The 22,742-nt window shown below is 47.7% G+C and carries 19 protein-coding genes; 6 read left to right on the plus strand and 13 right to left on the minus strand.

The window, feature by feature from the left end; genetic code table 11:
- Nucleotides 1-187: 187 nt before the first annotated feature.
- Both CHH60_RS06585 and CHH60_RS06590 read right to left on the minus strand, forming a co-directional pair.
- Nucleotides 188-2,125: an LTA synthase family protein gene (locus CHH60_RS06585; RefSeq protein ID WP_095358464.1), complete on the minus strand. Its 1,938-nt coding sequence runs from the start codon at nucleotides 2,123-2,125 to the stop codon at nucleotides 188-190.
- Nucleotides 2,126-2,343: 218 nt separating this feature from the next.
- On the minus strand, nucleotides 2,344-4,458 hold the full coding sequence (locus tag CHH60_RS06590) for a putative PEP-binding protein (RefSeq protein WP_176475998.1): 2,115 nt from the start codon (nucleotides 4,456-4,458) through the stop codon (nucleotides 2,344-2,346).
- A 251-nt stretch (nucleotides 4,459-4,709) separates the two neighbouring features.
- Here CHH60_RS06590 and CHH60_RS06595 point away from each other — a divergent pair, with 251 nt between their 5' ends.
- Complete coding sequence (locus CHH60_RS06595; protein ID WP_095358466.1) at nucleotides 4,710-5,087, plus strand: VOC family protein; 378 nt, start codon at nucleotides 4,710-4,712, stop codon at nucleotides 5,085-5,087.
- A 107-nt stretch (nucleotides 5,088-5,194) separates the two neighbouring features.
- Here CHH60_RS06595 and CHH60_RS06600 read toward each other — a convergent pair whose 3' ends face one another.
- The 10 genes from CHH60_RS06600 to CHH60_RS06645 form a co-directional block, all read right to left on the minus strand.
- Nucleotides 5,195-6,106 carry a GNAT family N-acetyltransferase gene (locus tag CHH60_RS06600; protein ID WP_095358467.1) on the minus strand — a complete coding sequence of 304 codons (912 nt, stop codon included), beginning with the start codon at nucleotides 6,104-6,106 and terminating at the stop codon, nucleotides 5,195-5,197.
- Between the two features lie 24 nt (nucleotides 6,107-6,130).
- On the minus strand, nucleotides 6,131-7,789 hold the full coding sequence (locus CHH60_RS06605; protein ID WP_255247847.1) for a helix-turn-helix domain-containing protein: 1,659 nt from the start codon (nucleotides 7,787-7,789) through the stop codon (nucleotides 6,131-6,133).
- 115 nt (nucleotides 7,790-7,904) lie between these two features.
- The gene (locus CHH60_RS06610; protein ID WP_095358468.1) at nucleotides 7,905-8,912 is read right to left on the minus strand and encodes an ABC transporter substrate-binding protein; all 1,008 of its coding nucleotides are present in this window, start codon (nucleotides 8,910-8,912) and stop codon (nucleotides 7,905-7,907) included.
- A gap of 174 nt (nucleotides 8,913-9,086) precedes the next feature.
- Nucleotides 9,087-9,464, minus strand: a complete 378-nt coding sequence (locus CHH60_RS06615; RefSeq protein ID WP_095358469.1) for a hypothetical protein — start codon at nucleotides 9,462-9,464, stop codon at nucleotides 9,087-9,089.
- Nucleotides 9,465-9,571: 107 nt separating this feature from the next.
- Entirely contained in the window at nucleotides 9,572-9,754 is a 183-nt protein-coding gene (locus tag CHH60_RS06620; protein ID WP_095358470.1) for a hypothetical protein, read from the minus strand.
- The gene (locus tag CHH60_RS06625) at nucleotides 9,751-10,344 is read right to left on the minus strand and encodes a histidine phosphatase family protein (RefSeq protein WP_095358471.1); all 594 of its coding nucleotides are present in this window, start codon (nucleotides 10,342-10,344) and stop codon (nucleotides 9,751-9,753) included. The genes CHH60_RS06620 and CHH60_RS06625 overlap by 4 nt, the downstream gene beginning before the upstream one ends.
- The gene (locus CHH60_RS06630; protein ID WP_095358472.1) at nucleotides 10,341-12,521 is read right to left on the minus strand and encodes a class I SAM-dependent methyltransferase; all 2,181 of its coding nucleotides are present in this window, start codon (nucleotides 12,519-12,521) and stop codon (nucleotides 10,341-10,343) included. Before CHH60_RS06630 ends, CHH60_RS06625 begins: the two co-directional genes overlap by 4 nt.
- 21 nt (nucleotides 12,522-12,542) lie before the next feature.
- Nucleotides 12,543-13,370: an aminoglycoside phosphotransferase family protein gene (locus CHH60_RS06635; protein ID WP_095358473.1), complete on the minus strand. Its 828-nt coding sequence runs from the start codon at nucleotides 13,368-13,370 to the stop codon at nucleotides 12,543-12,545.
- A gap of 17 nt (nucleotides 13,371-13,387) precedes the next feature.
- Nucleotides 13,388-13,978 (minus strand): GNAT family N-acetyltransferase, encoded by a 591-nt coding sequence (locus CHH60_RS06640; RefSeq protein ID WP_095358474.1) that lies wholly within the window; start codon nucleotides 13,976-13,978, stop codon nucleotides 13,388-13,390.
- Nucleotides 13,979-13,984: 6 nt separating this feature from the next.
- Nucleotides 13,985-14,431 carry a RidA family protein gene (locus CHH60_RS06645; protein WP_095358475.1) on the minus strand — a complete coding sequence of 149 codons (447 nt, stop codon included), beginning with the start codon at nucleotides 14,429-14,431 and terminating at the stop codon, nucleotides 13,985-13,987.
- 369 nt (nucleotides 14,432-14,800) lie between these two features.
- On the opposite strand from CHH60_RS06645, the gene CHH60_RS06650 reads away from it, so the two are divergent.
- Nucleotides 14,801-15,745 carry a glycosyl hydrolase gene (locus CHH60_RS06650; protein ID WP_095358476.1) on the plus strand — a complete coding sequence of 315 codons (945 nt, stop codon included), beginning with the start codon at nucleotides 14,801-14,803 and terminating at the stop codon, nucleotides 15,743-15,745.
- A gap of 135 nt (nucleotides 15,746-15,880) precedes the next feature.
- On the opposite strand, the gene CHH60_RS06655 is transcribed toward CHH60_RS06650, so the two are convergent.
- Nucleotides 15,881-16,753, minus strand: coding sequence for an AraC family transcriptional regulator (locus CHH60_RS06655; RefSeq protein ID WP_095358477.1), 873 nt, complete (start codon nucleotides 16,751-16,753; stop codon nucleotides 15,881-15,883).
- A 125-nt stretch (nucleotides 16,754-16,878) separates the two neighbouring features.
- Between CHH60_RS06655 and CHH60_RS06660 the strand changes: the two genes are divergently transcribed.
- The 4 genes from CHH60_RS06660 (at nucleotide 16,879) to CHH60_RS06675 (ending at nucleotide 22,739) form a co-directional block, all read left to right on the plus strand.
- Nucleotides 16,879-18,168 carry a Gfo/Idh/MocA family oxidoreductase gene (locus CHH60_RS06660; RefSeq protein ID WP_095358478.1) on the plus strand — a complete coding sequence of 430 codons (1,290 nt, stop codon included), beginning with the start codon at nucleotides 16,879-16,881 and terminating at the stop codon, nucleotides 18,166-18,168.
- A gap of 133 nt (nucleotides 18,169-18,301) precedes the next feature.
- Complete coding sequence (locus CHH60_RS06665; protein ID WP_095358479.1) at nucleotides 18,302-20,119, plus strand: cache domain-containing sensor histidine kinase; 1,818 nt, start codon at nucleotides 18,302-18,304, stop codon at nucleotides 20,117-20,119.
- The gene (locus tag CHH60_RS06670) at nucleotides 20,097-21,698 is read left to right on the plus strand and encodes a response regulator (protein WP_095358480.1); all 1,602 of its coding nucleotides are present in this window, start codon (nucleotides 20,097-20,099) and stop codon (nucleotides 21,696-21,698) included. The genes CHH60_RS06665 and CHH60_RS06670 overlap by 23 nt, the downstream gene beginning before the upstream one ends.
- 126 nt (nucleotides 21,699-21,824) lie before the next feature.
- Nucleotides 21,825-22,739 (plus strand): carbohydrate ABC transporter permease, encoded by a 915-nt coding sequence (locus CHH60_RS06675; RefSeq protein ID WP_095358481.1) that lies wholly within the window; start codon nucleotides 21,825-21,827, stop codon nucleotides 22,737-22,739.
- The last annotated feature ends 3 nt before the right edge of the window (nucleotides 22,740-22,742 follow it).

Here is a 22,742-nt window from a genome sequence, read left to right on the forward strand (position 1 = left end):
CACTCACTTCATTGTAACATTATTAATTACAGTTTCAAAATCTCTTTATTCTTATCTGTGGAATTGCAATTAACAACTTGTTCCTCTTTCTTCCTTAATATACACGGTCCCGTTTACACTGAATAAAAAAGTGCCACCAACAACAGCTGGTGGCACATCCTATTTGAATCAAAGCTTTTTCTTCAGATTATGGTGCTCGTTTGGGCAGCAGCTTCACATACTCGTCAGATAGCCTCATGAGGCTGAGCACATGCTCGTAATCGGAACGATATGGCTCCAGATCGGTAACCGGTTCATATGTTTTAAGCGAATATGCTGTTCCGTCATCAAAACCTGCACCTGGTATAAACATAATGTCATTGTTGACAAACGAGCCTGTCGGCAAGTAATACCGAATACCGAATGCATTGTGGTCCATATTCAGCAGGTCATGCCCAAATGCAGTGAACTGTTCTTCTTTTAACGAAACACCCATTAGATTCATGACTGTAGGCAGAATATCGAGCTGACCACCAGGCTGTTCAATCAATTGACCCTTAACCTGGTTAGGCGTGTGAATCAAAAGTGGGATATTAAAACGGCTCACCTTACCATCATATGGAACATTCAGGCTCGCTTGAATCTGTTCGGTAATCTCGTCATTTGCGGGCAAGCCGAAGTGATCCCCATAGATAACGAGTGTTGTATTCTCCCATAACCCGTTCGCTTTCAACTCATCAATGAGCTGACCGACGGCATAATCGGTGTAATTAATGGCCTGCAAATAATCGTGAAGCAATGTGTTCGTAATCGTTGCAGGAATGGTGATGCGAGCCCGATCCGCTGGAACCGTGAACGGCGAGTGGCTCGATGCGGTAATGAACTGGGCATAGAACGGCTGATTTGCCGCTTGATGCGCAGCCATTTTTTCCACACCTACACGATATAACTCCTCATCCGAAGGACCAAAATCGTTAAAGCGGTCATTCTCGAAACTCGGCTTATCGAAATATCGATCAAAACCGAGGGCCGGGTACATCTTGTTCCGATTCCAGAACGTTACGTCATTCACGTGAAAAGTCTCCGACTGGTAGCCTTCGTTGCGAAGCAGCTTCGGTAGACTTGGCAGCTCGCGGTCGCTATATCCGGCTGACATCGGAACAACCCCGGTTGGATAGATGGACGTATTGGACATAAACTCGGCATCCGAAGTATTACCCTGACCGATCTGTTGGAAAAAATGAGAGAAATAATAGCTTTCTTTGGCTAAATCGTTCAGTACCGGTGTCAATACCTGACCATCCAGGGAAGCATTGATCGGGAAATTCTGAAAGGATTCCAATTGCAGTACGATCAAATTGCTGCCTTTGGCCTCACCAAAATATTTGGCTTTGATTGCCGCTCCCTGGTTCGTTTTGTCCTGATATGGATATTGGCTCACCAGTTGATTAATCTTGTCGATTGTTTCATTAATATTGCCATTCGCTATAGCTTCGTTTTCTTTGCTGGTCAATATGGCCGAGGACACCTGATAATTCAGAAATCCAAGATTCTCAGCCCGCACCAATTCGTTATCAATCGTTTCGCCTTTGACAATAAAACTGCCTGACAACACGATACAGAATGCAGCCGTAAGAGCTACCCCCAGCTTGCCCCAGTATCTTCTGCGCATTTTTCCGAAATGCAGCCCGCTGTCCCGGTAACTTCCGTTTCTGACACCCGACCGCCGACGACGCATAATGAGCCAAACCGGCAATGCAAGCACGATGTCAACAAAGAACAAAAAATGGGAAGGCCGTATCAGTGGTCCAATACTCCCCCGCACCTGTGCAACCTGCCCGATCTCACTGAGCGCCGTATAGGTGGGTACGGAGCTAAAATGCACATTATACAGCGTTGCCGCAAACAGGACGAGAGAAAAGAGCAGGTTAAACCCGCCATACACAATCCGCTTCCAGCGCTTCGGCACAATGAGATCCAGGATGCACACAACAGTCAGAGCTCCTAAAGCATCCGTCACCAGACCGATCCCGGACAGTCCTTGGAAAAAGAAATACCGCAAAAGCGACAGCTTCAGCAGCATAAGGATAAACAAGACGGCAAATAGGATCCGTGAGGAGGTCCGTTCATTTTTGGAATTTAACATGGTCGCTTTCAACCCTTATCTGAAATTTTACGTTCGTTTTACAAAACGCATATTTCAGTATAACAGTTTTGCTATTTGTATTCCATGAACGGACCCAAATTCCTGTAACTAGCATCTTGCAGCATCTGGTCCCCGTTGAGATTAGGACAAGAACGCCTAAACTAATTTATAATTCACCTATAGGAAGACGTTCATTGACTCGTGCCAATCTCCCTAGGTTAAGCTGTCGTCGAGATATCATCATCCTGTACGTTACTGTTCTGCATCCGTGCAATGAGGACGGCCTGCGCAGCAGCAATTCTGGCGAAAGCCACCTGTTCAGGTGGACAACTTACGTAATCCATTCCCATACGCTGGCTGTAGGTGAAGGTACTCAGGTCAACATGTTCCTCCGCGCAGAGACCTACTCTCAAATGAGGTTTACGGAGCCGAGCCTGAACGACAGCGCGTTCCAGTAGTTGTTCTCCCCCATCCAGATGCAGAATCTCTGCTCCAAATGACAGGAAATCAGCCTGCCTGGCTGTATGTGCCACGGTTAGTGCCATTTGAGCCCCTTCAATCAGCGAGCCTACCCTGTAATGGCAGTGACGTCTCTCCTCCCCCAGGATCTGTTCAGCCACTTGATCAATCAGTTCCCTGATTACTTGCAGTTCGCTACCAGGTCCTCTTGACGTTACAAGAATCTCGGGGCGAACCCACAATCCCTGGCGAATACATTTGAGCGCTGCACGAAAGACAGCCTCTGCCTGCATTTCATAAATTTCCGGGAAAACGGTTCCAAGATGACATCCATACTGCCTGCTGACTGGATGCTGCTCGTGCAGCCGCTCTACAAGCTGGATCATGCGACTCAGGTCCTCTTGATTCACATCATGTCCTCCTGCATGCCCTGCCTGTAATTCTTTATGACGTTCCACCAACTGTTCCACATCCGGTAGAAGTTTATATAATGGAGGATCGAATAGTCTTATCGTTACCGGAAATCCGTTCATTTCCTCAAAAATCTGCTCCACATCAGACTGCAGCATGGGCAGCAGCCGTTCAAGACCGCGTTTGCGCTCAGCGTCGGTTTCTGCCAGCACCATCTTTTGTACATAAGGCATCCGCGACGAAGACAGTAACATATGATCGGTTCGGCAGATGCCAATTCCGTCAGCTCCAAGCGTACGGGCCATGGCAGCATCACGAGGATGACTTGCATTTGCGAGTACCGTTATATTTTTCACATCATCGGCCCATTCAAGCAATTGCTGAAGTTCAGATGTGGGAATTACGTTAGAAGACTCGACACGCAGCAGTGCCTCTTCTCTAGTTATCAGACCTTCATTTGCAAAATCCACTATGGTCCTGATCACAGCTTCAGGAGTTAAACGTGCATCCCGTGCTTGTAAAAGGTAAAGCTTCCCTGACTCAATGACAAATTTAATCTCCTGAACTGCGGCGTTCACTCTCTCCAGCTCACGGCTCGCTTGCAACAGCTGGCCAATCAGCTCTGGTTCCACATGCCTGATCTGTTCCAGTTCCTCCAGGTCATACCCTGAGCCTGCAAACGACATGTATTCGCCATAGATCCCTTGAGCCCCAGTCAATGGATGACGTGAGTAGATTGTACCGCTTCCGCAGCGTTCTCCACACTCTCCATTCACCATCACCTGAATTAAAACGGGCATACCATAGGCGATCGAATTGGAGCTCAAGGCTCGCTTATGCAATCCTGGATCAGAAAGGGAGAATGCCTGGATGATCCTGTGCAGTTGAAGCTGCACATCCTGAGGGAAAGCAGGATGTCCCTGTTCCTCAATGACGTCTTTATATTGTGCTATAGCGTACTCTAGTCTCGTTTCATCCAAACTCGTAATATCGCCCAATCGTTCATCGAAAACCTCAAGCGGGATGCCATGAACCAACCAGCCATAATTCTGCAGCAGCACCCGATAGCAGTTGAGTGCATACGGGCGGTTGTTCATTCGCCGGGCAAGGCCTTCTACTGTAATGTCATTAAGTCCTACGCTTAGCAGCACCAAGGAGTTCGCATTCCGGGGAAGCACGTCACTGGATTGCACAGCAAGCAAAAGCGGGGCCTCCGGATCACCAAAGGCAGTGCCCGTATGTCGTTCCAGCTGACGGACTGCCCTGGCCAGATCTTCGGAACCTTCGGCAAAAGTTGTTTCTGAGCAGCTAGGGAACTCGTGACAGTATTCCGTTGTAATGGTGAATCCTGCCGGAACAGGCCACCCCGCCTGGCATAACTCCGCAAGCGCGGCTCCTTTACTGCCCAATAGTCCTTTCATCTCTGCCGTGCCTTCTTCCAACAGAACTACCCGTATCGTCATTACAGCGCTCCCATCCGCCATTCCATGGCTATGCTTAGAGGTATTCAATTGTTGCGAATCACCCTCTAGTTAATGGTATGATGCAAACGCGAAGTCAAGGACATCTGTGTACGCATTTTGTACTCGGAATGTAAACGTTGATCAAAAGAGTTTTATGGTATTATAAAACTGACTCAAACGAATGAACCTAAGAATGGCGAATCCTATCATTTCAAGGTTGGAACAATACGATAACTGGGGAGTGAGTATCATTGTTTAGCAAAGTTGGTCAAATCATGTTGTATGTCAACGATCAGGACAAGGCCCTTCAATTTTGGACAGAAAAAGCAGGCTTTCACGTGGTCTCCGAAGTCAACGGCGAGGGTATGCGCTGGATTGAAATTGCTCCTGAAGAAGGTGCCGAGACAACCATTATCCTTCACGACAAGGAATTCGTAGCCAAAATGTCCCCCGAGTTGAATCTGGGCACACCTTCGCTCATGTTTTTCACCAAAGATCTCGATGGGCTCTATGCGGACTTGGCCAGCAAGCAGGTTACGTTAGGTGAACTGGTTACGATTCCGGGCGGAAGAGTCTTCAACTTTGCTGATGATGAAAACAACTACTTCGCTGTGATGGAAAGAGCCTAGATTCCTGGAATCTGGCTCCGTGCTCCCCACTTGGGCGGGCGCTTGATTTTCCTCTTCGTATATAAACAAAAAGGCGTCTGACAAAGAGTCAGCCGCCTTTATAACTGTTATTCATACATATGATCTAATTGATACAGCTCCAGCACATGCTCCGTTTCGAAGCCGGCCTTACGGTATAACGATAGTGCACCAGAATTCGTTTCATCTACACATAAGCGGATTTCACTCACTTGGCTCTCCTGATTGAGCTCATATAGCACCTTCTTCAGTAAAAGCGAACCCAGTCCCTGCCTGAAATAATCCGGATTCACGGCAATATATTCAATACTGCCCTCACCAAATTCAGGATCAGCCTCGGCGTAGACATATCCGCGAATCTCTCCTTCCGAGCCAGAGAGAACGTATAAATAATGATGCTCCTTGCCTGAGCGCTGAATGACTGTTTCACCATCGTAATACGTTCCGGTAAAGGTGGAATCATGTAACTGGATAAAAAATGGATACTGATCTGGAGTAATGGTATGAATCCTGTTATTTTCACCCTGGTCCAGGCTTACTTCATTCAATGAGCGATTATGCAAAATAACCTGCCTGCTCCCGAGCTTAGCTCCCTTATCCTTCATGAATGTGATGGCATTCGCATGATGTTCATTATAAAACCCGTAAATTTTTCGGATATGTATCCGGTTTTCAGTTAACTTGTTTATTCCCTGCTCCCACAAACGGACTGCAAGTTCTTGCCACTGCTCAGGAGCGCACTGAATAAATGGACCCCACAACTCTACAGTCCCTGTATCCGTATCTGTATCCATCCCAAGCACTCCTGTCAGCTGCCCATCCTCACTCAGGGTACTAATCCACAGGTCCGGTTGATCACCGAAAGCATCCATCATTGCTTGCTCAATTTCAAGCGCATCCTTGCCGCAGTACCCAATATGATGCTCATGATGCTGGTTCAGCTCCGCAATAAATTCAGCGATCACTGACTTATCCATAATCTGAGTAATATTACGTTCCATGGCTGCTCTCCTTCCAAAGGTTGTCTAAGCCAACACACGCAGGATATCATCAATTTTCTTCCCATGGGAGATAACCCCGTAATTCATCCACGTTAGAAAGTCCACTTCGTATACACATCCGTTTCTTACTGCTGAAAGCTGCCGCCATTCCCTGCTGTCCAGCAGCTTCCGCTCATCTCCGATCGTTGGCGAATCCAGACAGTCAAATGTAATGAATAAATGATCCGCCTGCAATAGCTTCACTTGATCAACGCTTATGCTGACTCTACGTTCTTTCAGTGCCCATTGCTGCACCAGAGGATGTGGCGTTAACCCCAAATCCTGATACATCACAGGTCCCACATAACCCTGCTGTACACCGTACAACACAATTTCTGAGGCAGTGATCCGCAAGAAAGCTACCGTCTTTCCTTGCGCAGATCGTGTTAATTGAGCGTTGGCCTCACGAGCTTTTTCTTCATATGAACCTACGACGTCCCTAACCCGATCTCCTTTTCCCAATACATCTGCTGTTGATCTTAATATGGAGCGCCAGTCCTCTCCCTTATGATTCACATAAAACGTAGGTGCCACCTGTTCGAAACGGGCCAGATTCCACCGCTCATAGCCATCACTCAGCATAATAAAGTCCGGCTTATGGTTCTCTTGGAACATGGCATCCTGATGGGTTACATCGAATTCAGGAACATCATCCATCCCCAAGTAGTGCTGTTTGCCCCACAAGTGGTGAGCGTATTGAAGCACGGGCTCCACGCCTAGCGCTAATACAAAATCTTCGAGGTACGGTGCAAATACTCGCACGTCCTGACGATAATGACGTCTATATACGCCCGGTGAGATGCCTGCATATTGCTTAAACCGACGACTAAAATAATACTCGTTACTGAATCCGACACTTTGGGCAATATCGTGCAGCCGATCATCTGTCTGCTGTAATAGTTGTTTGGAACGTTCCAAGCGAATCGAATTCACATAATCCAGAGGAAGCTTGCCGGTCATCTCCTTGAATTGTCGCGTATAGCTTGACCTGGTAAGCCGGATACCCGCAGCAAGATCATCCACCGTCATGGGCTGGTTATAATGATCACGGATATAGCGAATGGATTGTTGTAAGCGAGTTCGATGATCCATGGAAGCATTGCTCGAATCATTTTGCAGAATCAGCATCCGGAACCATTCCTGGAAACGAAGCTGCAAGTCCCATTGTTTCAGCCAATCCTCTGTCGCCCGCTGCTGTAACAGTTGATCCAATATATCCAGACAGGAGCTCCAAGGGGTGTAAGACAACTCAATAGGCGATGATGATTCCGAGATGACTTGCGACTGTTGAAAAGCAGGACTTGTCTCTTCGAGTTGAGTGGTGGATCCAATCCTACTTGTCTCACCAGCGGTCAGATCAAGCTTATAATAATGCAGCTTGGATTCTGAACCAACTCCAGTTTGCAGCGGTAAGACGGGTATATCAGAAGGGAAAAACAAAATCGTCCCTTTTTTTAACTTGAAGATGACATCTTGCGCCATCAATTCTTCCTGTCCTTGGGTTACTACAACAATCGAATAGCCCTTCGACGATGTGCATTCTAAACCATTGTAAGGTTCCAAGGCAGAGTTTTGAACGTATTGAATATGCTGAAGTGAACACAGCCAGGGCATGGGAAGTATCTGTTCTATGGTATGAGACATTCGTCATCTTCCTTAATTGAGAATAGTTATCATTAGGAATAGTCTAAACCAAAAAAGAAAGCTCTTCAACCCTGGTTGAGGAGCTTTCTTTTTTAAATTATTCTATCGATGTTGGCTATGGCGTCATTTTTTCCAGAAGATCATCGATTTTCATTGAGTTTGCTGTAATCGCACCTGATTGCCAATACGACCTCTCCATCATGTATACCTGGTTGTTTTTAACTGCCGGAAGGGATTTCCACAACTTGCTATCCAGCAGCTTCAAAGCTTCCTTGTTCTCGGGGGATGACCATTCTCCATTGGATGGGAATACAATAATGTGATCCGCATCAAGCTCCGGAATAGCCTCTTCAGAAAGGACTTCCTGATATTCTTCCATGCTGCCAACCAGTGGATGAGGCGTTAGACCAAGCTCCGAATAAATAAATCCGGTTAATCGATTTTTAACTCCGAACAATGCCAGTGTATTATTGCTGATATTCAGCCGGACGACCGCTACAGTCTCATCACCGACCGCTTCCTGAAGCTTCGCCTTAGCGTCTGCAATTTTGGCCTCATATGCCGCAACAACTTCTTTTCCCTTGTCTGGTTTACCTACAACCTCGGCAATGGTCGTCAAGATCTGATTGGAATCCTGTAAAATGCCTTCTGGCAGGCGGTACGTCGGTGCCACCTTTGAATACATTTCATATTGCTCCATGTCCGCACCGCCATCCACTATGATGAGATCCGGATTATATTGCAGTAAAGCTTCAATGCTGCCTGTGATATCAAATTGAGGCACATCCAGATCCAGATATTCCTGTACGCCCCACATCGGATTATACCACTGCACTACTGGCGTGATATCCAGAGCCTTGAGATAATCCTCCACGTATATCCCCGCAATACGCTGTGGACGAACCGGAATCGTTACATCTCCGAATTCATCCTGCACCACACGTGTTTCTGCTTCTTGGCTCGACTCGGATGAATTGCTGCTGCCAGCAGTTGTGTTCTCCGTTACTGGCGATTGTGCCTGTTCCTCCGTTGCTCCCGAATTCGAGCTGCAGCCCGCGATGAATACTGCCATGACCAGAACTGTAATTCCCCAACCTTTAATCCCTTTACTCAAACTTGCCATGCTACTCTCCACCCCTATGTAATCAGCTGTATTAAAGAGAATGCCTATCTACAATGATTATCATTCTCAATTAATGTCTAAGGTGAATTGTACCTTATGCCTTGCCGCACTCACAATACACATTTGAATCCATTTTTTTATACAAACGAAAGATACAGAACACCCTTGCCCCTGCTAGAGCAGAGGCAGTTTTCCGTTATGGTAACTCTCAAGCAATTGACCTACGAAAGAATGTTCATGCTCACCCTGCAGCAGTCGGGCGCCAATAAGTCCAATATCATCACTCACATAACCAGCCAATTCGGGATTCCCTGTATGCTGCAGCGTCTGTTTGAATGCCTGTTCCCTCGATGCACGAAGCAGTTCATCCTCAGCGATAGAATCAGCATCTTGTACCCACCTCTGATATGCCGACATCCATTCATCTGCAAAATCCGAATCATCACGCTTGTCCAGATAGCTGTCGATATCCAGCCCTTGAAACAGCTCGTTTGTAATCAGCCTGCCTTCATTAAGTTCGTTAAGGAGCTTCTCTGCCTCTCTTCTATTCATTCGGTAATCCCTCCATCTTCTATGATGCTGTACATTTCAGGTAGTATGAATCTTCGTATGCTGCGGGTGGGATTGCTCTAAAATAATAATAATCCAGCCTTCTCTCCTCATACTGTTGAATGGCCAACCTCTCCACATTTGTATTTCATTGCGCCGAATTGGGTTATGCTCTCCCGATCCGGAAGAATGCCTGTTCCCTCCAGATCAAAGATGCAGTACAGATGCTCATGCAGCTTAGGGACATGCAGATCTTCGATTACATAATGATCAGGGTTAAATGTAATTTTCATATATTCTCTCCCCCTTGCCACAGTCGGGTGACCTGTACCAATTGATGCTCCATGTTAAACTCCAGCTTATAGATATCCGGCATCGTCGTACTTTTCCAGAACTCATATCCGTAGGACGAATCGTAATGTTGGAAGATCAGTGTCATCACATCTCCATGTGTCCCTATCGCTACTTTTTGTCCCGTGTGGTTGTTAAGGATCCGATTAATTACGGCTACGGCCCGAGAAACTGCCTGTTCACCTGATTCTCCGCCAGGGTATGCAAAAGAAGGATCAAGGTACAATCTTAATTTGGATTCAAGAAAATTGGCATGCTTAACACGTTCATCGGATAATTGGCGTTCGCGCAAATCTTCCTCCATCACCACAGGAACGCTCGACCTATCAGCCAGTTCCTGAATGGTATCAACCGCTCGACGGTATGGACTGGAATAATACCATTGAATCTTCTCCTGACTGAGAACTTCTGCAACATTCGCTGCATCTCGGCAACCACGCTCTGTGAGTCCTCGCTCTCGTTCCTGTCCTTCCACATAGGCGGATTCTGCATGCCGCACAAAATACAAGATGGTTCTGGACTCTTCACTCATCCGTCAGCCAGTCCCTTCTTCTTCTCAATCACAAGGAGACAAGTACTGTCTGGCAAGGGTGCAGGCTGTCCGTCTTCCTTCATAAATACAATGCGTCCCTCAAGTGCCTCGGTATATCCTTCCTGAAGAAAATGCTCCAGCTTAATCATCTCTGCCTGCTCACCAAGCGCCTCACGAATACAGTTTTCGTAAGCCGATGGCGTAAAGATGCCGAACTGTTCCTGAATCTCGTGAACATATGCTTCTTCGCCCCACGTATACGTATACAGGAATTCCATGGCATCATTAATGTTAAGAACGACCTCATTCTCAGCAACTTGTTCAAACGTAATCTTCCGGCCCTGAAAGTCCTGAGCATATCGTTCCAGCCACTGCATCCCATCCGGCTCCAAAAACCGAATCCGTCTTTTCTGCTCTTGAGGCTCTGTCATAATGCCATCACGGATTAATATTCTTCCACCCGGCGACAGAACATGAAACGAACTTTGAAGTGCTGCGACAACCGTATCCGTGTTAAATCTCCGTCCATTCCGCTCTATATAGGAGTACAATTCATGCAGAATAGACGAAAAGATGACCGTATCCACCGAGCCTGGCTGCACGTATTGATCCAGCCTCAAGGCGTCCCCCTTCATCACCTGCCAGCGGTGACCTTCTCGCTGCTTCTTGCGCTCCAGCGCTTCGATGACATTGGCAGAAATATCAATGCCAATCGGCTCCACTTCCGGCTTCTCCTGCTCAATAAGATCCAGCAGAACGCCGCCACCTGGACCGATATCGAGTACACGCTTGCCAACGATGTAGTCCAGCAGCACTTTTTTATAATCCCCCGAGCTGTTCATGTCCGCCAAATACGTTTCTTCATTATGGAATCGGTCATACGCATCACGCCGCAGTCCGAACAAATCGAAGAGCAGCAATACGGCCTTCTCATATAGCGGTGATTTCTCGGCTTCAATACAGAACGCAATTAGCTTCTCAGCCGCCGGGGAGAACTCAAATGTCACAAAAACCGTATCCGGCAGATCCGGTTGACGTACTACGCGATGGGTCAGATGCGGATAAACGACCAACCGTTCCTCTTTAATCTGCTCCCATGACCATTGCTCAAGGTACTTTTCAATCATTCGTTTTTTGTAAATGTTCAGCTTTTTGACACCTTTATAGTCGTAATACATCGTATTCATTAACGGTTCAAAACTGATATGACGTACATCATCTCTATTGTCTGCCGTTTGAGACATATCTCCACGATGCAGTGAGAGAAGGAACACTTTCACCATTTCCTGCAAGGAAAAATCCTTCAGAGCGGATTCCACATACCACAATGTACGATGAGACAGAGGAGCCAGCATGTTGTCTACATCAAGCTCTGTTTGCAGTTTAGCGTACGCCTCATCCAGCGCCTCACCTTCGCGAATGGACGAGCTTCGGAGCCGGGATAAACGTTCCTTCAAAGGCCAGTCTGCGTGATTCGGTTCGCTGATAATCCACCCAACCATTCGCTCTACTTCTGCTTCAACCTGCCGCCATAGATTCGGATCAACTCCAGCAATAATGCATTGGTTGAGCGTCATCAGAACCGTGTGCAATTCTTCAGCTGTCAGCCAGCCATGAGTGATAAAATCATGAAGCGGAGCGTTCTCGGCAAAAGGTATCTCCCCGCGTATGTATTGTCCAATCAGTCCATGCGTTCCAATGAGGGCATAGATCATTTCCTGTCTTGGCGTAGCTTCTTTCTTCTGAACTGAATTCGCCTCATTAACCTGGGCCACAGCTTTATCGTCACTACCGATGTTTCCTGTCCTGCGATTAACAACATACTCCCTGTATAACTGTGCAGAACCCCTATTGTGTACAAACAAATTCACCCCTGCGCGCTGCCACACCTTCCTTTGCTGCAATGAGCCGGCCTTGGCTGTCTCCGACCAGACAAGTACTTCCTCCACGACCTCTCGCACCCAAAAGGAAACGTTCAGCTGATCCAGGACGTGCAAGGTCCGCTCGACGTAATCTAGAACGGGATTGGTTCCCTCAAGGTCAGCAATAGAATGAATACGTTCAAGATTAATATGGGGCTGCTCGGCCGCCGCCAGCAGCTGCAGCCATAATTGCTGCTTATCCTCTGGGATGTTGCCTGTTCTATAAGAATGTATGGCTTCTAATGAGTGCAGCATGTTGACATTCACCTCGTTATTTTAGTTCAATTCATCTTTGTCTAGATGGTTCAATCGATCCTTCACCAGTTTCAGCACCTTTTCTGCTTCATTCCCGGGTAAGCTCTCTTCCAGGCGAGCAGCTGCAACGGGCAGAATCCATCGTTCGATCTCCTGCCAGGTTAAGCCTGATAGATGCAAGTAATGGTTGATGTATCCGTCCACTATCGTATCACGAGACCTTTCAAACCCCAATCGTATCGCAGGGTCGGAATCCTCCGGTAGCGATGCGCTCGTTAATATGACCCAACTGCGTGCCACATCACCTGCCGGATCGCCCGACATGCCTGTCATCCAATCGATCACATCATAGGCGTTCTTCATCTCGTTCATCATGACATTATCGGGATGAAAATCACCGTGACAGATCTGTATTCGCTCAGGGAGACGGGTCAGATAATCAAGTATCCGGGTTTTGTCCTGTGCAGACAATTGCTGTGTTCTCTGAATCGCCCCTGACAAAACCTGCTTCTGTAAAGGCAGGACTCTCTCATCATCACTTTGGGTATGAAGCTCCTGATGATTGGCAGCCAGTTGATGTACCAGTTCTCGAAGGCTTGAAGGCTGACGGAACATCATGGAGAACATCGTCTGACCTTCGATCCGTTCAAATACAATACCCGTACGTTCCCCTTCAACTATAATTTTCCGTGCATGAGGCACGGGTAATTTCTTATCATTTAACAGTTGTGTAATTCTGAATTCATTCTGGATGGCTTCAAGCGGAAAGTCAGTTTGGTACAGTTTCAAAATTTGATTGGACGAGTATGCGTAGATGTCCGCAGTTCGACCTTGACCAATAAGCTTCATACTTTAGCCTCCAGCGTTTATTCGAATTCTTTGCCCCTGATTTTGCTAAACACCATGACATCGACCAGGGTACCTGAACTGTCCCGGCGCATACTTCGCAGTATACCTTCCAGGTTGTAACCTGCACGCTCAGCGACCTTGGAACTGCGTACATTCCGAGAATCACAGCGAATCTCCAGACGGTTAGCGTTCAGATATGTTATTGCAAATTGCTCAATTCCCCTTACAGCTTCCGTCATTAATCCTTCACCTGCACGCGACGATCTGATCCAGTAGCCGATCTCAAAGCAGCGTGCATTCCAATCAATACGATGCAGGCCGCTGCTGCCTACAAAATCATCAGTATGCTTATCTCGCAAATGAAGAACGAGATCTGTCCGCTCCATAAACTGTAACCTGGCTTTGCGGACATGTGCTTCGGATTCCTCAAGCGAAGGTACCTTTTCGGCAAATGGCAGCCACGGCCGCAGCTGTTCAACACTCTCCCGAATAGCCTCGTTGACATCAGCGCCATCTCCCCACTCAGGAGCTCGTATCGTGAGACGAGCTGTGTCGAAGCGCTCGGGAAAGGATAGCATAATTGGATGTGTTGGTTCCGTGTTAGACATAGTGTCCTACTCCTCTACCTGGAATATCGAATCCACAATAAGCGGGAGGTTATCCCGGACAGAAACAGCTCCAAAAACCGAACGTGCATGCACACCCTTTTCCTCAAATACATCCATCATTAGATCTGAAAACCCGTTCAACACCTTGTGGTGTTCCTGATAAGAAGCCGACGCGTTAACAAAACCCTGGACTTTGACTACTCGTTTCACCCGATCCAGTGAACCCAGCACATCCTGGACCACAGCGAGCACCTCAATCCCGGCATTTCTGGCAAATTCGTATCCCTGTTCCGTCGTGAAGTCCTCTCCCAATTTGCCACGCTCCACCGTATTCGGACCTTTCCCTGATACATACATTAATCCATTTACAATAACTGCATTGGCATACTTCGCAGCCGGAGCACTTGCCTCAGGCAAAATAATTCCCAGTTCACTCAATCTCGCTGCTATCATCGCTTTCCCTCCCAGGAGACAAATGTCAAAACATAAACCTATCAATATATTACTATTTTGGATAAACATTAATATACGCTCGATCTTAGGCTTAAGCAATGATCGCTTTGATCATGATGGACGATACTCTTTCGGTTTCTATGAATGTCACTTTGATGAAGTAACGTTATGCTCTAATTCCACTACTTACAGTTTATCAGATCATTGGATCATCCAAAACGCTTCTACATTGCAATCTCCAGTTTAGGATTAATTAATATATTAATTCTAATCTTTTGAAAACGTTATATTGTAATTCCTGTTGTTCTCTATTACGATAGTTACAAACAAGTACATAAATAATCTGTTTACTCAAAGGAGGACGTTATCTTGAATGCACCCTTATTTCGTGACCCTATCTTCGATGGAGCCGCTGATCCGGTCGTTGTATGGAACCGCGCCGAACAGACCTGGTGGATAATCTACACCAACCGCAGAGCTACAGCAGGAGGACCGAAATTTGCCTGGGTTCATGGCACGGATCTCGGCGTTGCCTCATCGTCCGATGGAGGACAGACGTGGACCTATCGTGGTACGTTAACCGGTTTGGAACATGAATGGGGACATAATACGTTCTGGGCGCCGGAAATCTTCTGGCATGATAACACATATCACATGTATGTCAGTTATATACAAGGCGTGCCCCATGACTGGCCGAATCATGATCGCCACATTTTACATTACACGAGCCCGGATCTACTGACCTGGACATATCATGGCAAACTGGAGCTCAGCTCAGACCGTGTCATTGATGCCTGTATTTATCCGCTTCCGGATGGTCGCTTTCGGATGTGGTACAAAGATGAGGCCAATGGATCTCATACCTATGCCGCAGACAGCACGGATCTTTACTACTGGGATGTGATCGGTCCCGTCATTACAGGTCGCGCCCACGAAGGACCCAACGTTTTCCGCTTTCATAACACCTACTGGATGATTGTGGATGAATGGAGAGGACAGGCTGTATACCAATCGGATGATCTTGAGAATTGGGTATGGAACAGCATGATTCTCGATCAGCCGGGGACACGTGAAGACGATGGCGTTATCGGTTTGCATGCAGATGTAGTGGTCCAGGATGATACAGCTTATATTTTCTACTTCACCCATCCTGATCGCGTTGAAGGAGTAGATCATGCCAGTGAGCCTGCTCGTCGTTCCTCCATTCAAGCGGCACGCCTGGATGTTGTGAATGGGGTTATGGTCTGTAATCGGGATGAAGAGCTGCAATTACAGCTTCGTCCGGAGACAGATGAGAGTCCTATTTCGGTTTGAACCCCATGAGGTAGATGATTAGCACCCTTCATATTGTCAAAAAATACGGAAAAGACCTGAACAAGTTCCTGCTTCTGCAGGCTTAATCAGGTCTTTTTGTACGATCTGTGCATGATCCTGCAATCGCTGGATCGATTATGATGGACGCGCCTTCCCATCCCTCTGCCTGTATGTTCGTGGAGACATCTGTACGGTTCGCTTGAACACTTTGCCAAAATGAGAAAAGTTGCCGAAGCCTGCTCGCCAGGCGATCTCCGTAATGGAATCCTCGCTCTCGCGCAGCAGCCGCTGCGCTTCCTTCACGCGAAGCAAATTCAAATAATCAATGAAAGTAAAACCCGTGGTTTGTTTAAACAATCGACTGAGGTAATGCGGACTGATTCGGAATTCTGCCGCAACTTCTGGCAGGGTAAGAGGGTTCCGATAATTATCATTCAGGAAGCGAACAACGGCTTGCGTCTTCGGATGCAGGACCGGCTCGCTCTCGACAGAATATACTCTCCCCTGCTCCTGATTGCGATATGCGAGAAGCAGCAATTCAATGGAGCGATGGCGCAGCAGCAGACTGCTTCCAGCCTTAGGCTGAATCATCTCATCAATCATTTCATGAATGATCCGTTCTGCCGTATCGCTAACAGGTGATGGAAGCCTTAACATCGGAACTTCCCATTCAAATGGCTCCTTTAACCCCTCCATCAACGCAGGGGCAATACTCATCTCTTTAAAAAGCTCCTGCTTCAGATACAGTACAATTCGTTCATGATCGGGCCTTCCGCTTTCCAGCGTCTTATGTACTGCATTTCGGTCAACAAATACAAAGTCCCCGGCTTTGACATGGTAAGAACGGTCTTTAATAAAATAAATGCGTTCCCCCTTCAGGAGATAATAGAGCTCATAATGATCGTGGAGATGATCCGCGGTCATGGAATAATACCCCACCCTGCGATCATATTCAATATCCAAATATCCGGTGGAATCGTGGTAATCCGCTCGAAACGGCTGTGACATGAAGCAGCCCCCTTTTCAAGGATTATAGCAAAATAAGCGGGGTTTGAAAGCGATTACGCAAAAAATGCGGCGAAAGAAGTATTCCCTTGTTATAGGCTAGAGCTATATTCAAGGAGGCGATAGATATGGGTAGCAAAAAACGCTATGTACTGGTCGGCACCGGTGGCCGTGCAGAATTTTTTTATGGAGCACTAGCGAAAAATTTCCGTGAACAATCCGAGCTTGCAGCTTTTTGTGATATTAATCAAACGCGGATGAATTATGCGAATCAACTGCTGCAAGAACGATATCAATACAATCAGGTTCCTACCTATACAGCAGACCAGTTTGACCAGATGATTGAGAACGAGAAACCCGATGCCGTCATTGTAACCAGCGTTGACCGTACGCATCACAAATACATTATTCGGGCGATGGAGCTTGGATGTGACGTCGTGACCGAGAAACCCATGACCATCGATGAGCACAAATGCCAGGATATCCTCGATGCTGCCAAACGGACCGGGCAGAATATCCGGGTTACCTTCAACTACCGATATGCTCCCCACCATACCAAGATCCGTGAGCTGATCATGAACGATACCATCGGTAAAGTAACCTCCGTTCATTTCGAATGGCTGCTCAATACCAGGCACGGTGCAGACTACTTCCGTCGCTGGCACCGCGACAAACGTAACAGCGGTGGTTTACTCGTCCATAAATCCACCCATCATTTTGATCTCGTCAATTTCTGGATCGGCTCCCAGCCCGAAACGGTCTTTGCCTTCGGCGATCTCATGTATTATGGGCGTGAGAATGCCGAAGAACGCGGCGTTACCCAATTTTACAGCCGTGCCACCGGCAACCCGCTCGCTAAGGAAGATCCTTTTGCCCTCCACCTGGATTCGGATGCGCACCTCAAAGCGATGTATCTGGATGCGGAGCCTGAGGACGGCTACCAGCGTGATCAGAGCGTATTCGGAGATGGCATTAACATTGAGGATACGATGGGCGTGCTTGTCCAGTATCAGAACAAAGCCATTTTGACGTATTCCCTTGTTGCCTACCAGCCGTGGGAAGGATACCGTATAGCCATTAACGGCACCAAAGGACGGATCGAGATGTCCATCGTTGAACAGTCTTATGTCAATTCACTCGGGGACAAAAGTCTCGAAGGCGCCCTGATCGGTAAAACGCTGCGTGTGCTGCCCATGTTCGATGCCCCATATGAAGTGCATGTCGAAGAACAAAAAGGCGGCCATGGCGGAGGCGATCCTGTTCTGCTCAATGATTTGTTTGGCGAGCCTGCGGAAGATCCGTATGCTCGTGCTGCCAACCATATTGATGGAGCAAGATCGATCCTGACCGGTATTGCAGCCAACCGTGCGATTTCAACCGGGCTGCCGGTCCACATCAAGAGCCTGGTTCAGTTTTAATTTGATGGAAAGTTAATTCTACAACGGTCATGATTCAAGGCTGCGTATTTACGCGGTCTTTTTTCCATTTGCAATCACTTCTGAAGAACCAAAAGCGAACATTGAATGATCACCAAGTTGAAGGAGGAAATGGATGTTCTTTTCATTAAAAAGCCGATTAATTGCCTTAATTCTTGTCCTGTTCGTCCTCTCGTTCGGTACGCTCTCCTTCCTGTTGTTTGCGGAATCCCGGGCTGTGATCCGTTCCTATATCGAATCCTCTGCTCTCGAGAAAATGGAGGAATACGGCTCTTACATCGATATGGTACAAATGCAAATTTATGATGTAGCCTCTCTCGTCTTCAATAGCGATATGTCGAAAAATTGGGATAATGCCATGAGTGACCCACACCTGTCCGAGGGGGAGAAAATGCTGGCTAACCTCGCCATGAGCCGTTTTCTGACGCAGGCCACGAACAGCTATACCAGCATTTCCGATGTGTCCATCTATCGGCGAAACGGGCTTCGGATTGGCGGCGAAAATCAGGTCGTGGGCGATCCTTCGTTTTTGCAAGAATCATGGTATACGAACTTCTTCACATCCGGAGACCGGTGGCTGGCTGCACATACCGACGTTCATGAAAGGGTCAGGGACCATGGCAACCCGGTGGTCAGCCTGCTGATGCCTCTCGGCACCTTCCATCATGCTACAGCACGGAATGTCATGAAGGTCAATGTAAGCGAGTCTTATTTTCTCGAACCCCTCAGCCGGATTCACCTGGCCAACAACAGCACCATTTTTCTGCTCAATGAACAAGGTCGGCCCCTCCTCTCCCAACAAGCGCATGAGCTTGGGGCCGGAACTCTATCCGACATCGAACATATTCGAAACCGCACACCAAAATCAGGCGTTGAATACCTGACCAATGAAGCGGGCGGGCGAGACATGATGGTGTACAAAAAACTCGGGCGCACAGGCTGGATGCTGGTAGGTCTGGCACCGGAAAAAGAGATGTATTCCTCTCTGCACAAACTCCAAACGACTACATTCGTGGTGACGATTGCCATCATCCTGGTGTCCCTGTGTGCTGCGGCCTGGTTGTCCTATGGCGTAACCAAGCCCTTAACCCGTCTGGTTCTGGCGATGAGACAGGTACAGCGGGGTGCATTTGATCAGGCCGAATCCCTGCTTCCCCCAGACCAGAATGTTAAGAGCGAGATTAGTTATGTGATATCTACGTTTCGCTACATGATCATCCGGCTCAGACAGCATATCCAGAATGAATTTGAGCTGAAGCTGCTTCGACAGCAGGCGGAATATAAGGCTCTCCTCATGCAGATTAATCCGCATTTTATGTTCAACACGCTGGAACTGGTCAGCAGTCTCGCGATGCAGCGCCGAACGGAAGACACGGTGCAGGTCATTGAGGATCTCGGGAAAATGATGAGGTACTCCATGCATACGAACGATGATCGTGTGTCACTGGCCGAGGAACTTACGTACGTCCGCCACTATACCTCTATTCTTCAAACCCGCTTCGGACCCAAGCTTGATATTTCCATTGAAGAATCGGGCAGGCTGGAACACCTCGTTATAGTCAAGTTTATTCTTCAGCCGCTGATCGAGAATGCAGTCAAATACAGTTTTCAACATCAAACGACTGCTCAGGTGCGTATTCGAATCTGCAGGAACAAGGAACGCCTGCAGCTCCAGATTAAGGACAATGGCCCGGGGATGCCTCAGGACATCATCACCAGACTGCAGGATTCTAAGAGTGTTACAGCCCAACTTGAACCGATGCTTCGCCATTCAAGCTGGCATATCGGACTTGGCAATGTGGTTGCCCGGTGCCGGCTGCATTATGGTTCGCTCTTTGCCATTCATATTACGAACGGGGATACCCAGGGCACTTGTATTGAACTGGTTTTACCCGTACAGGAGGAAAATCATGTACAACGTTTTGATCGCTGATGATGAGATTGAGGTCCGTGAAGGCCTGAAACTGAAAGCAGATTGGAATGGAATGGGTTTTGCCATCTCAGGTGAGGCCGCCAACGGAGTGGAAGCCGCTCGGTTGCTCCAATCGGGACACTATGACCTGCTCCTGACCGATATGAATATGCCGGTCATGGATGGAGTGCAGCTGCTCGACATCTGTAGAAGCCACAATCCATCCATCGAAATCATTATCATCACGGGATATGAGGACTTCCAATATGCCAGAGCCGGTGTTCGTAATCATGCCATGGACTACTTATTGAAGCCGGTAACCCGCGGAGAACTGAAAGCAGCCTTGACCAAAATCAAGGAAGAGTTGGATAAGAAACGCAAGGCTCTGAATGAATCCGAAAGGATCCAATGGCGTCTGTCCCAATACTATCAACAGATGAAAACACACTTTATTATGGATCTCGTCAAGGGTAACAAGCTCCCTCCTTCTTCACTGCCCGAACGAATCCGATTATTTCATCTGGAAGAATGGCAGCATTCCGAAGTCTGCTTCATGACTGCAGGTTTGCGGGAAACGAGCCAGGCTCCTGCTTCCGAAATCCGGATTCCGGAGGACATGCACCTCCCATTCCAAATGGTCTGTCATGAGATTGCTGAATCTTATACGGGAACTGCACTTGTATTTCAGGACACAGCCCATCAAGGAATCATGCATTTTATCTTATTGGACGGAATGCAGCATGAATTCGTGGAAAGACTGCGCATACAGATCATGTCCTATCTGACCATGGAAGTGCAGATTGGAATTGGGTTGACGGTAGCTGGACTCGATCGCTGGAAAGAAGGGTACGTGCACTCCCTGCTGGCATGGAACCTGGCCGGACGTCAGTCTGGACAAGCTGAGACAATAGAGGTAACCGATCACAGTCCACTGATTCCCGAGGAGATCAACCGCGCCATGCATCGATGTCTTCTTCGAGGGGACCTGGATTCCTTTCGCAGCATGATCCGAAATGAGCTGGACGATGCCTTTCACAGATCCTCTTCCCGTTTAATCCGCTGTCTATTGCAAATTTCACTGCTAATGGAGACTGCCGCCATGGACTACATGCGTCCTGCTCATGGCACACCATCTCACTGGATCTCTCCTGAATGGGTACTGTGGCTGGAGACTCCCGAACAAGCTGAACGGCTGCTGATGCAGTGGGCACAGGATTTTGTAAACGGGAAGCAGCCATCTGAGACCGCAGAAGCAACCATGATTGAATCAGCGAAAGGTTATATCGAAGAAAACTACATGCAGGAAATTACGCTCACCTCCATCGCAGAGCAATTTAACTATCACCCTTCGTATTTCTCTGAAATGTTCAAGGAAGGTGCTGGCATCTCATTTATTCAATATTTGACGGAAACCCGGATGAAACACGCAACACGCTTACTGAAGGAAACTCAATTGAGTGTATGGGATATCACTGAGCTTACAGGCTTCTCTTCCCCGAGCTATTTCAGCGCTCGCTTCAAAAAGATGCATCACATGAGTCCTTCCGAATACCGGGTGCTTCAATCCGAAAAAATCACTAGTCAGAATCCGAAGAAATGAGATTCCGGCCGCATTGGCTCCCAGGTAAGATGAGGTTATCAGGACGTTCACCGCTTATCATGTAAGCGGATTCAGTGATTGGAATTGTGAATGTTCAACCACTCTTAGCCTGAAGGGAGGCAAATCATGAAAAAAATGTCCACGCCCTTATACGGCCAGCAAAATAAAACAGCCTACTTGTTCCTATTACCCTGGCTGATCGGCCTGTTCTGTCTAACGCTGGGGCCAATGGCTGCATCACTGTACTTATCCATGACCAAATTCAATCTGTTATCACCGCCCACGTGGACGGGGCTCAGCAACTATGTGCAAATTTTTAGTGAAGACGATACATTTCGCAGATCGCTCGGACTTACCTTCTTTTATGTATTCTTGTCCGTCCCGCTCCGCCTGGCCTTTGCGCTGCTGGTAGCGATGTCACTAAACAAAGGCATTCGCGGCCTCGGTATTTATCGAACCGTGTATTACATCCCTTCCCTTCTGGGAGGAAGTGTTGCCATCGCCATCGTATGGCGCCAAATTTTCGACGGTAACGGACTCGTTAATCAATTCCTGAACTGGTTCGGCATAGCGGGACCTTCCTGGATTGCACATCCCGACTATGTCATCTATACCATCGTGACCTTATCCGTGTGGCAATTCGGTTCGGCGATGGTGATCTTCCTCGCTGGCCTGAAGCAGATTCCGGCCGACCTTTACGAAGCGTCGGATGTGGACGGTGCGAGCAAGCTGCGTCAATTTTTCCGCATTACGCTGCCCATGCTGTCACCCGTCATTTTTTTCAACCTGATCATGAGCATGATCAATTCCTTTCAGGCCTTCACACCGGCATATGTCATCGGAGATGGTCGCGGAGGACCACTCGATGCCACCATGTTCTACACCTTGTATCTGTATCTGAAAGGCTTCTCGTTCTTTGATATGGGTTACGCCTCAGCACTCGCCTGGATCATGCTGGTCATTATCGGTATATTCACTGCAATTGTCTTTCTTACATCCAGGTTCTGGGTATTCTATGGCGACAATCAGGAGGGGAGGTAATGC

It is taken from the genome of Paenibacillus sp. 7523-1 (assembly GCF_002276415.1).
Lineage (GTDB): Bacteria > Bacillota > Bacilli > Paenibacillales > Paenibacillaceae > Paenibacillus > Paenibacillus illinoisensis_A.

Coding starts and splice junctions, on each gene's coding strand:
- CHH60_RS06585 (WP_095358464.1), bottom strand. CDS start 2,125: ATGTTAAATTCCAAAAATGAACGGACCTCCTCACGGATCCTATTTGCC.
- CHH60_RS06590 (WP_176475998.1), bottom strand. CDS start 4,458: ATGACGATACGGGTAGTTCTGTTGGAAGAAGGCACGGCAGAGATGAAA.
- CHH60_RS06600 (WP_095358467.1), bottom strand. CDS start 6,106: ATGGAACGTAATATTACTCAGATTATGGATAAGTCAGTGATCGCTGAA.
- CHH60_RS06605 (WP_255247847.1), bottom strand. CDS start 7,789: ATGTCTCATACCATAGAACAGATACTTCCCATGCCCTGGCTGTGTTCA.
- CHH60_RS06610 (WP_095358468.1), bottom strand. CDS start 8,912: ATGGCAAGTTTGAGTAAAGGGATTAAAGGTTGGGGAATTACAGTTCTG.
- CHH60_RS06615 (WP_095358469.1), bottom strand. CDS start 9,464: ATGAATAGAAGAGAGGCAGAGAAGCTCCTTAACGAACTTAATGAAGGC.
- CHH60_RS06620 (WP_095358470.1), bottom strand. CDS start 9,754: ATGAAAATTACATTTAACCCTGATCATTATGTAATCGAAGATCTGCAT.
- CHH60_RS06625 (WP_095358471.1), bottom strand. CDS start 10,344: ATGAGTGAAGAGTCCAGAACCATCTTGTATTTTGTGCGGCATGCAGAA.
- CHH60_RS06630 (WP_095358472.1), bottom strand. CDS start 12,521: ATGCTGCACTCATTAGAAGCCATACATTCTTATAGAACAGGCAACATC.
- CHH60_RS06635 (WP_095358473.1), bottom strand. CDS start 13,370: ATGAAGCTTATTGGTCAAGGTCGAACTGCGGACATCTACGCATACTCG.
- CHH60_RS06640 (WP_095358474.1), bottom strand. CDS start 13,978: ATGTCTAACACGGAACCAACACATCCAATTATGCTATCCTTTCCCGAG.
- CHH60_RS06645 (WP_095358475.1), bottom strand. CDS start 14,431: ATGATAGCAGCGAGATTGAGTGAACTGGGAATTATTTTGCCTGAGGCA.
- CHH60_RS06655 (WP_095358477.1), bottom strand. CDS start 16,753: ATGTCACAGCCGTTTCGAGCGGATTACCACGATTCCACCGGATATTTG.
- CHH60_RS06660 (WP_095358478.1), top strand. CDS start 16,879: ATGGGTAGCAAAAAACGCTATGTACTGGTCGGCACCGGTGGCCGTGCA.
- CHH60_RS06665 (WP_095358479.1), top strand. CDS start 18,302: ATGTTCTTTTCATTAAAAAGCCGATTAATTGCCTTAATTCTTGTCCTG.
- CHH60_RS06670 (WP_095358480.1), top strand. CDS start 20,097: ATGTACAACGTTTTGATCGCTGATGATGAGATTGAGGTCCGTGAAGGC.
- CHH60_RS06675 (WP_095358481.1), top strand. CDS start 21,825: ATGAAAAAAATGTCCACGCCCTTATACGGCCAGCAAAATAAAACAGCC.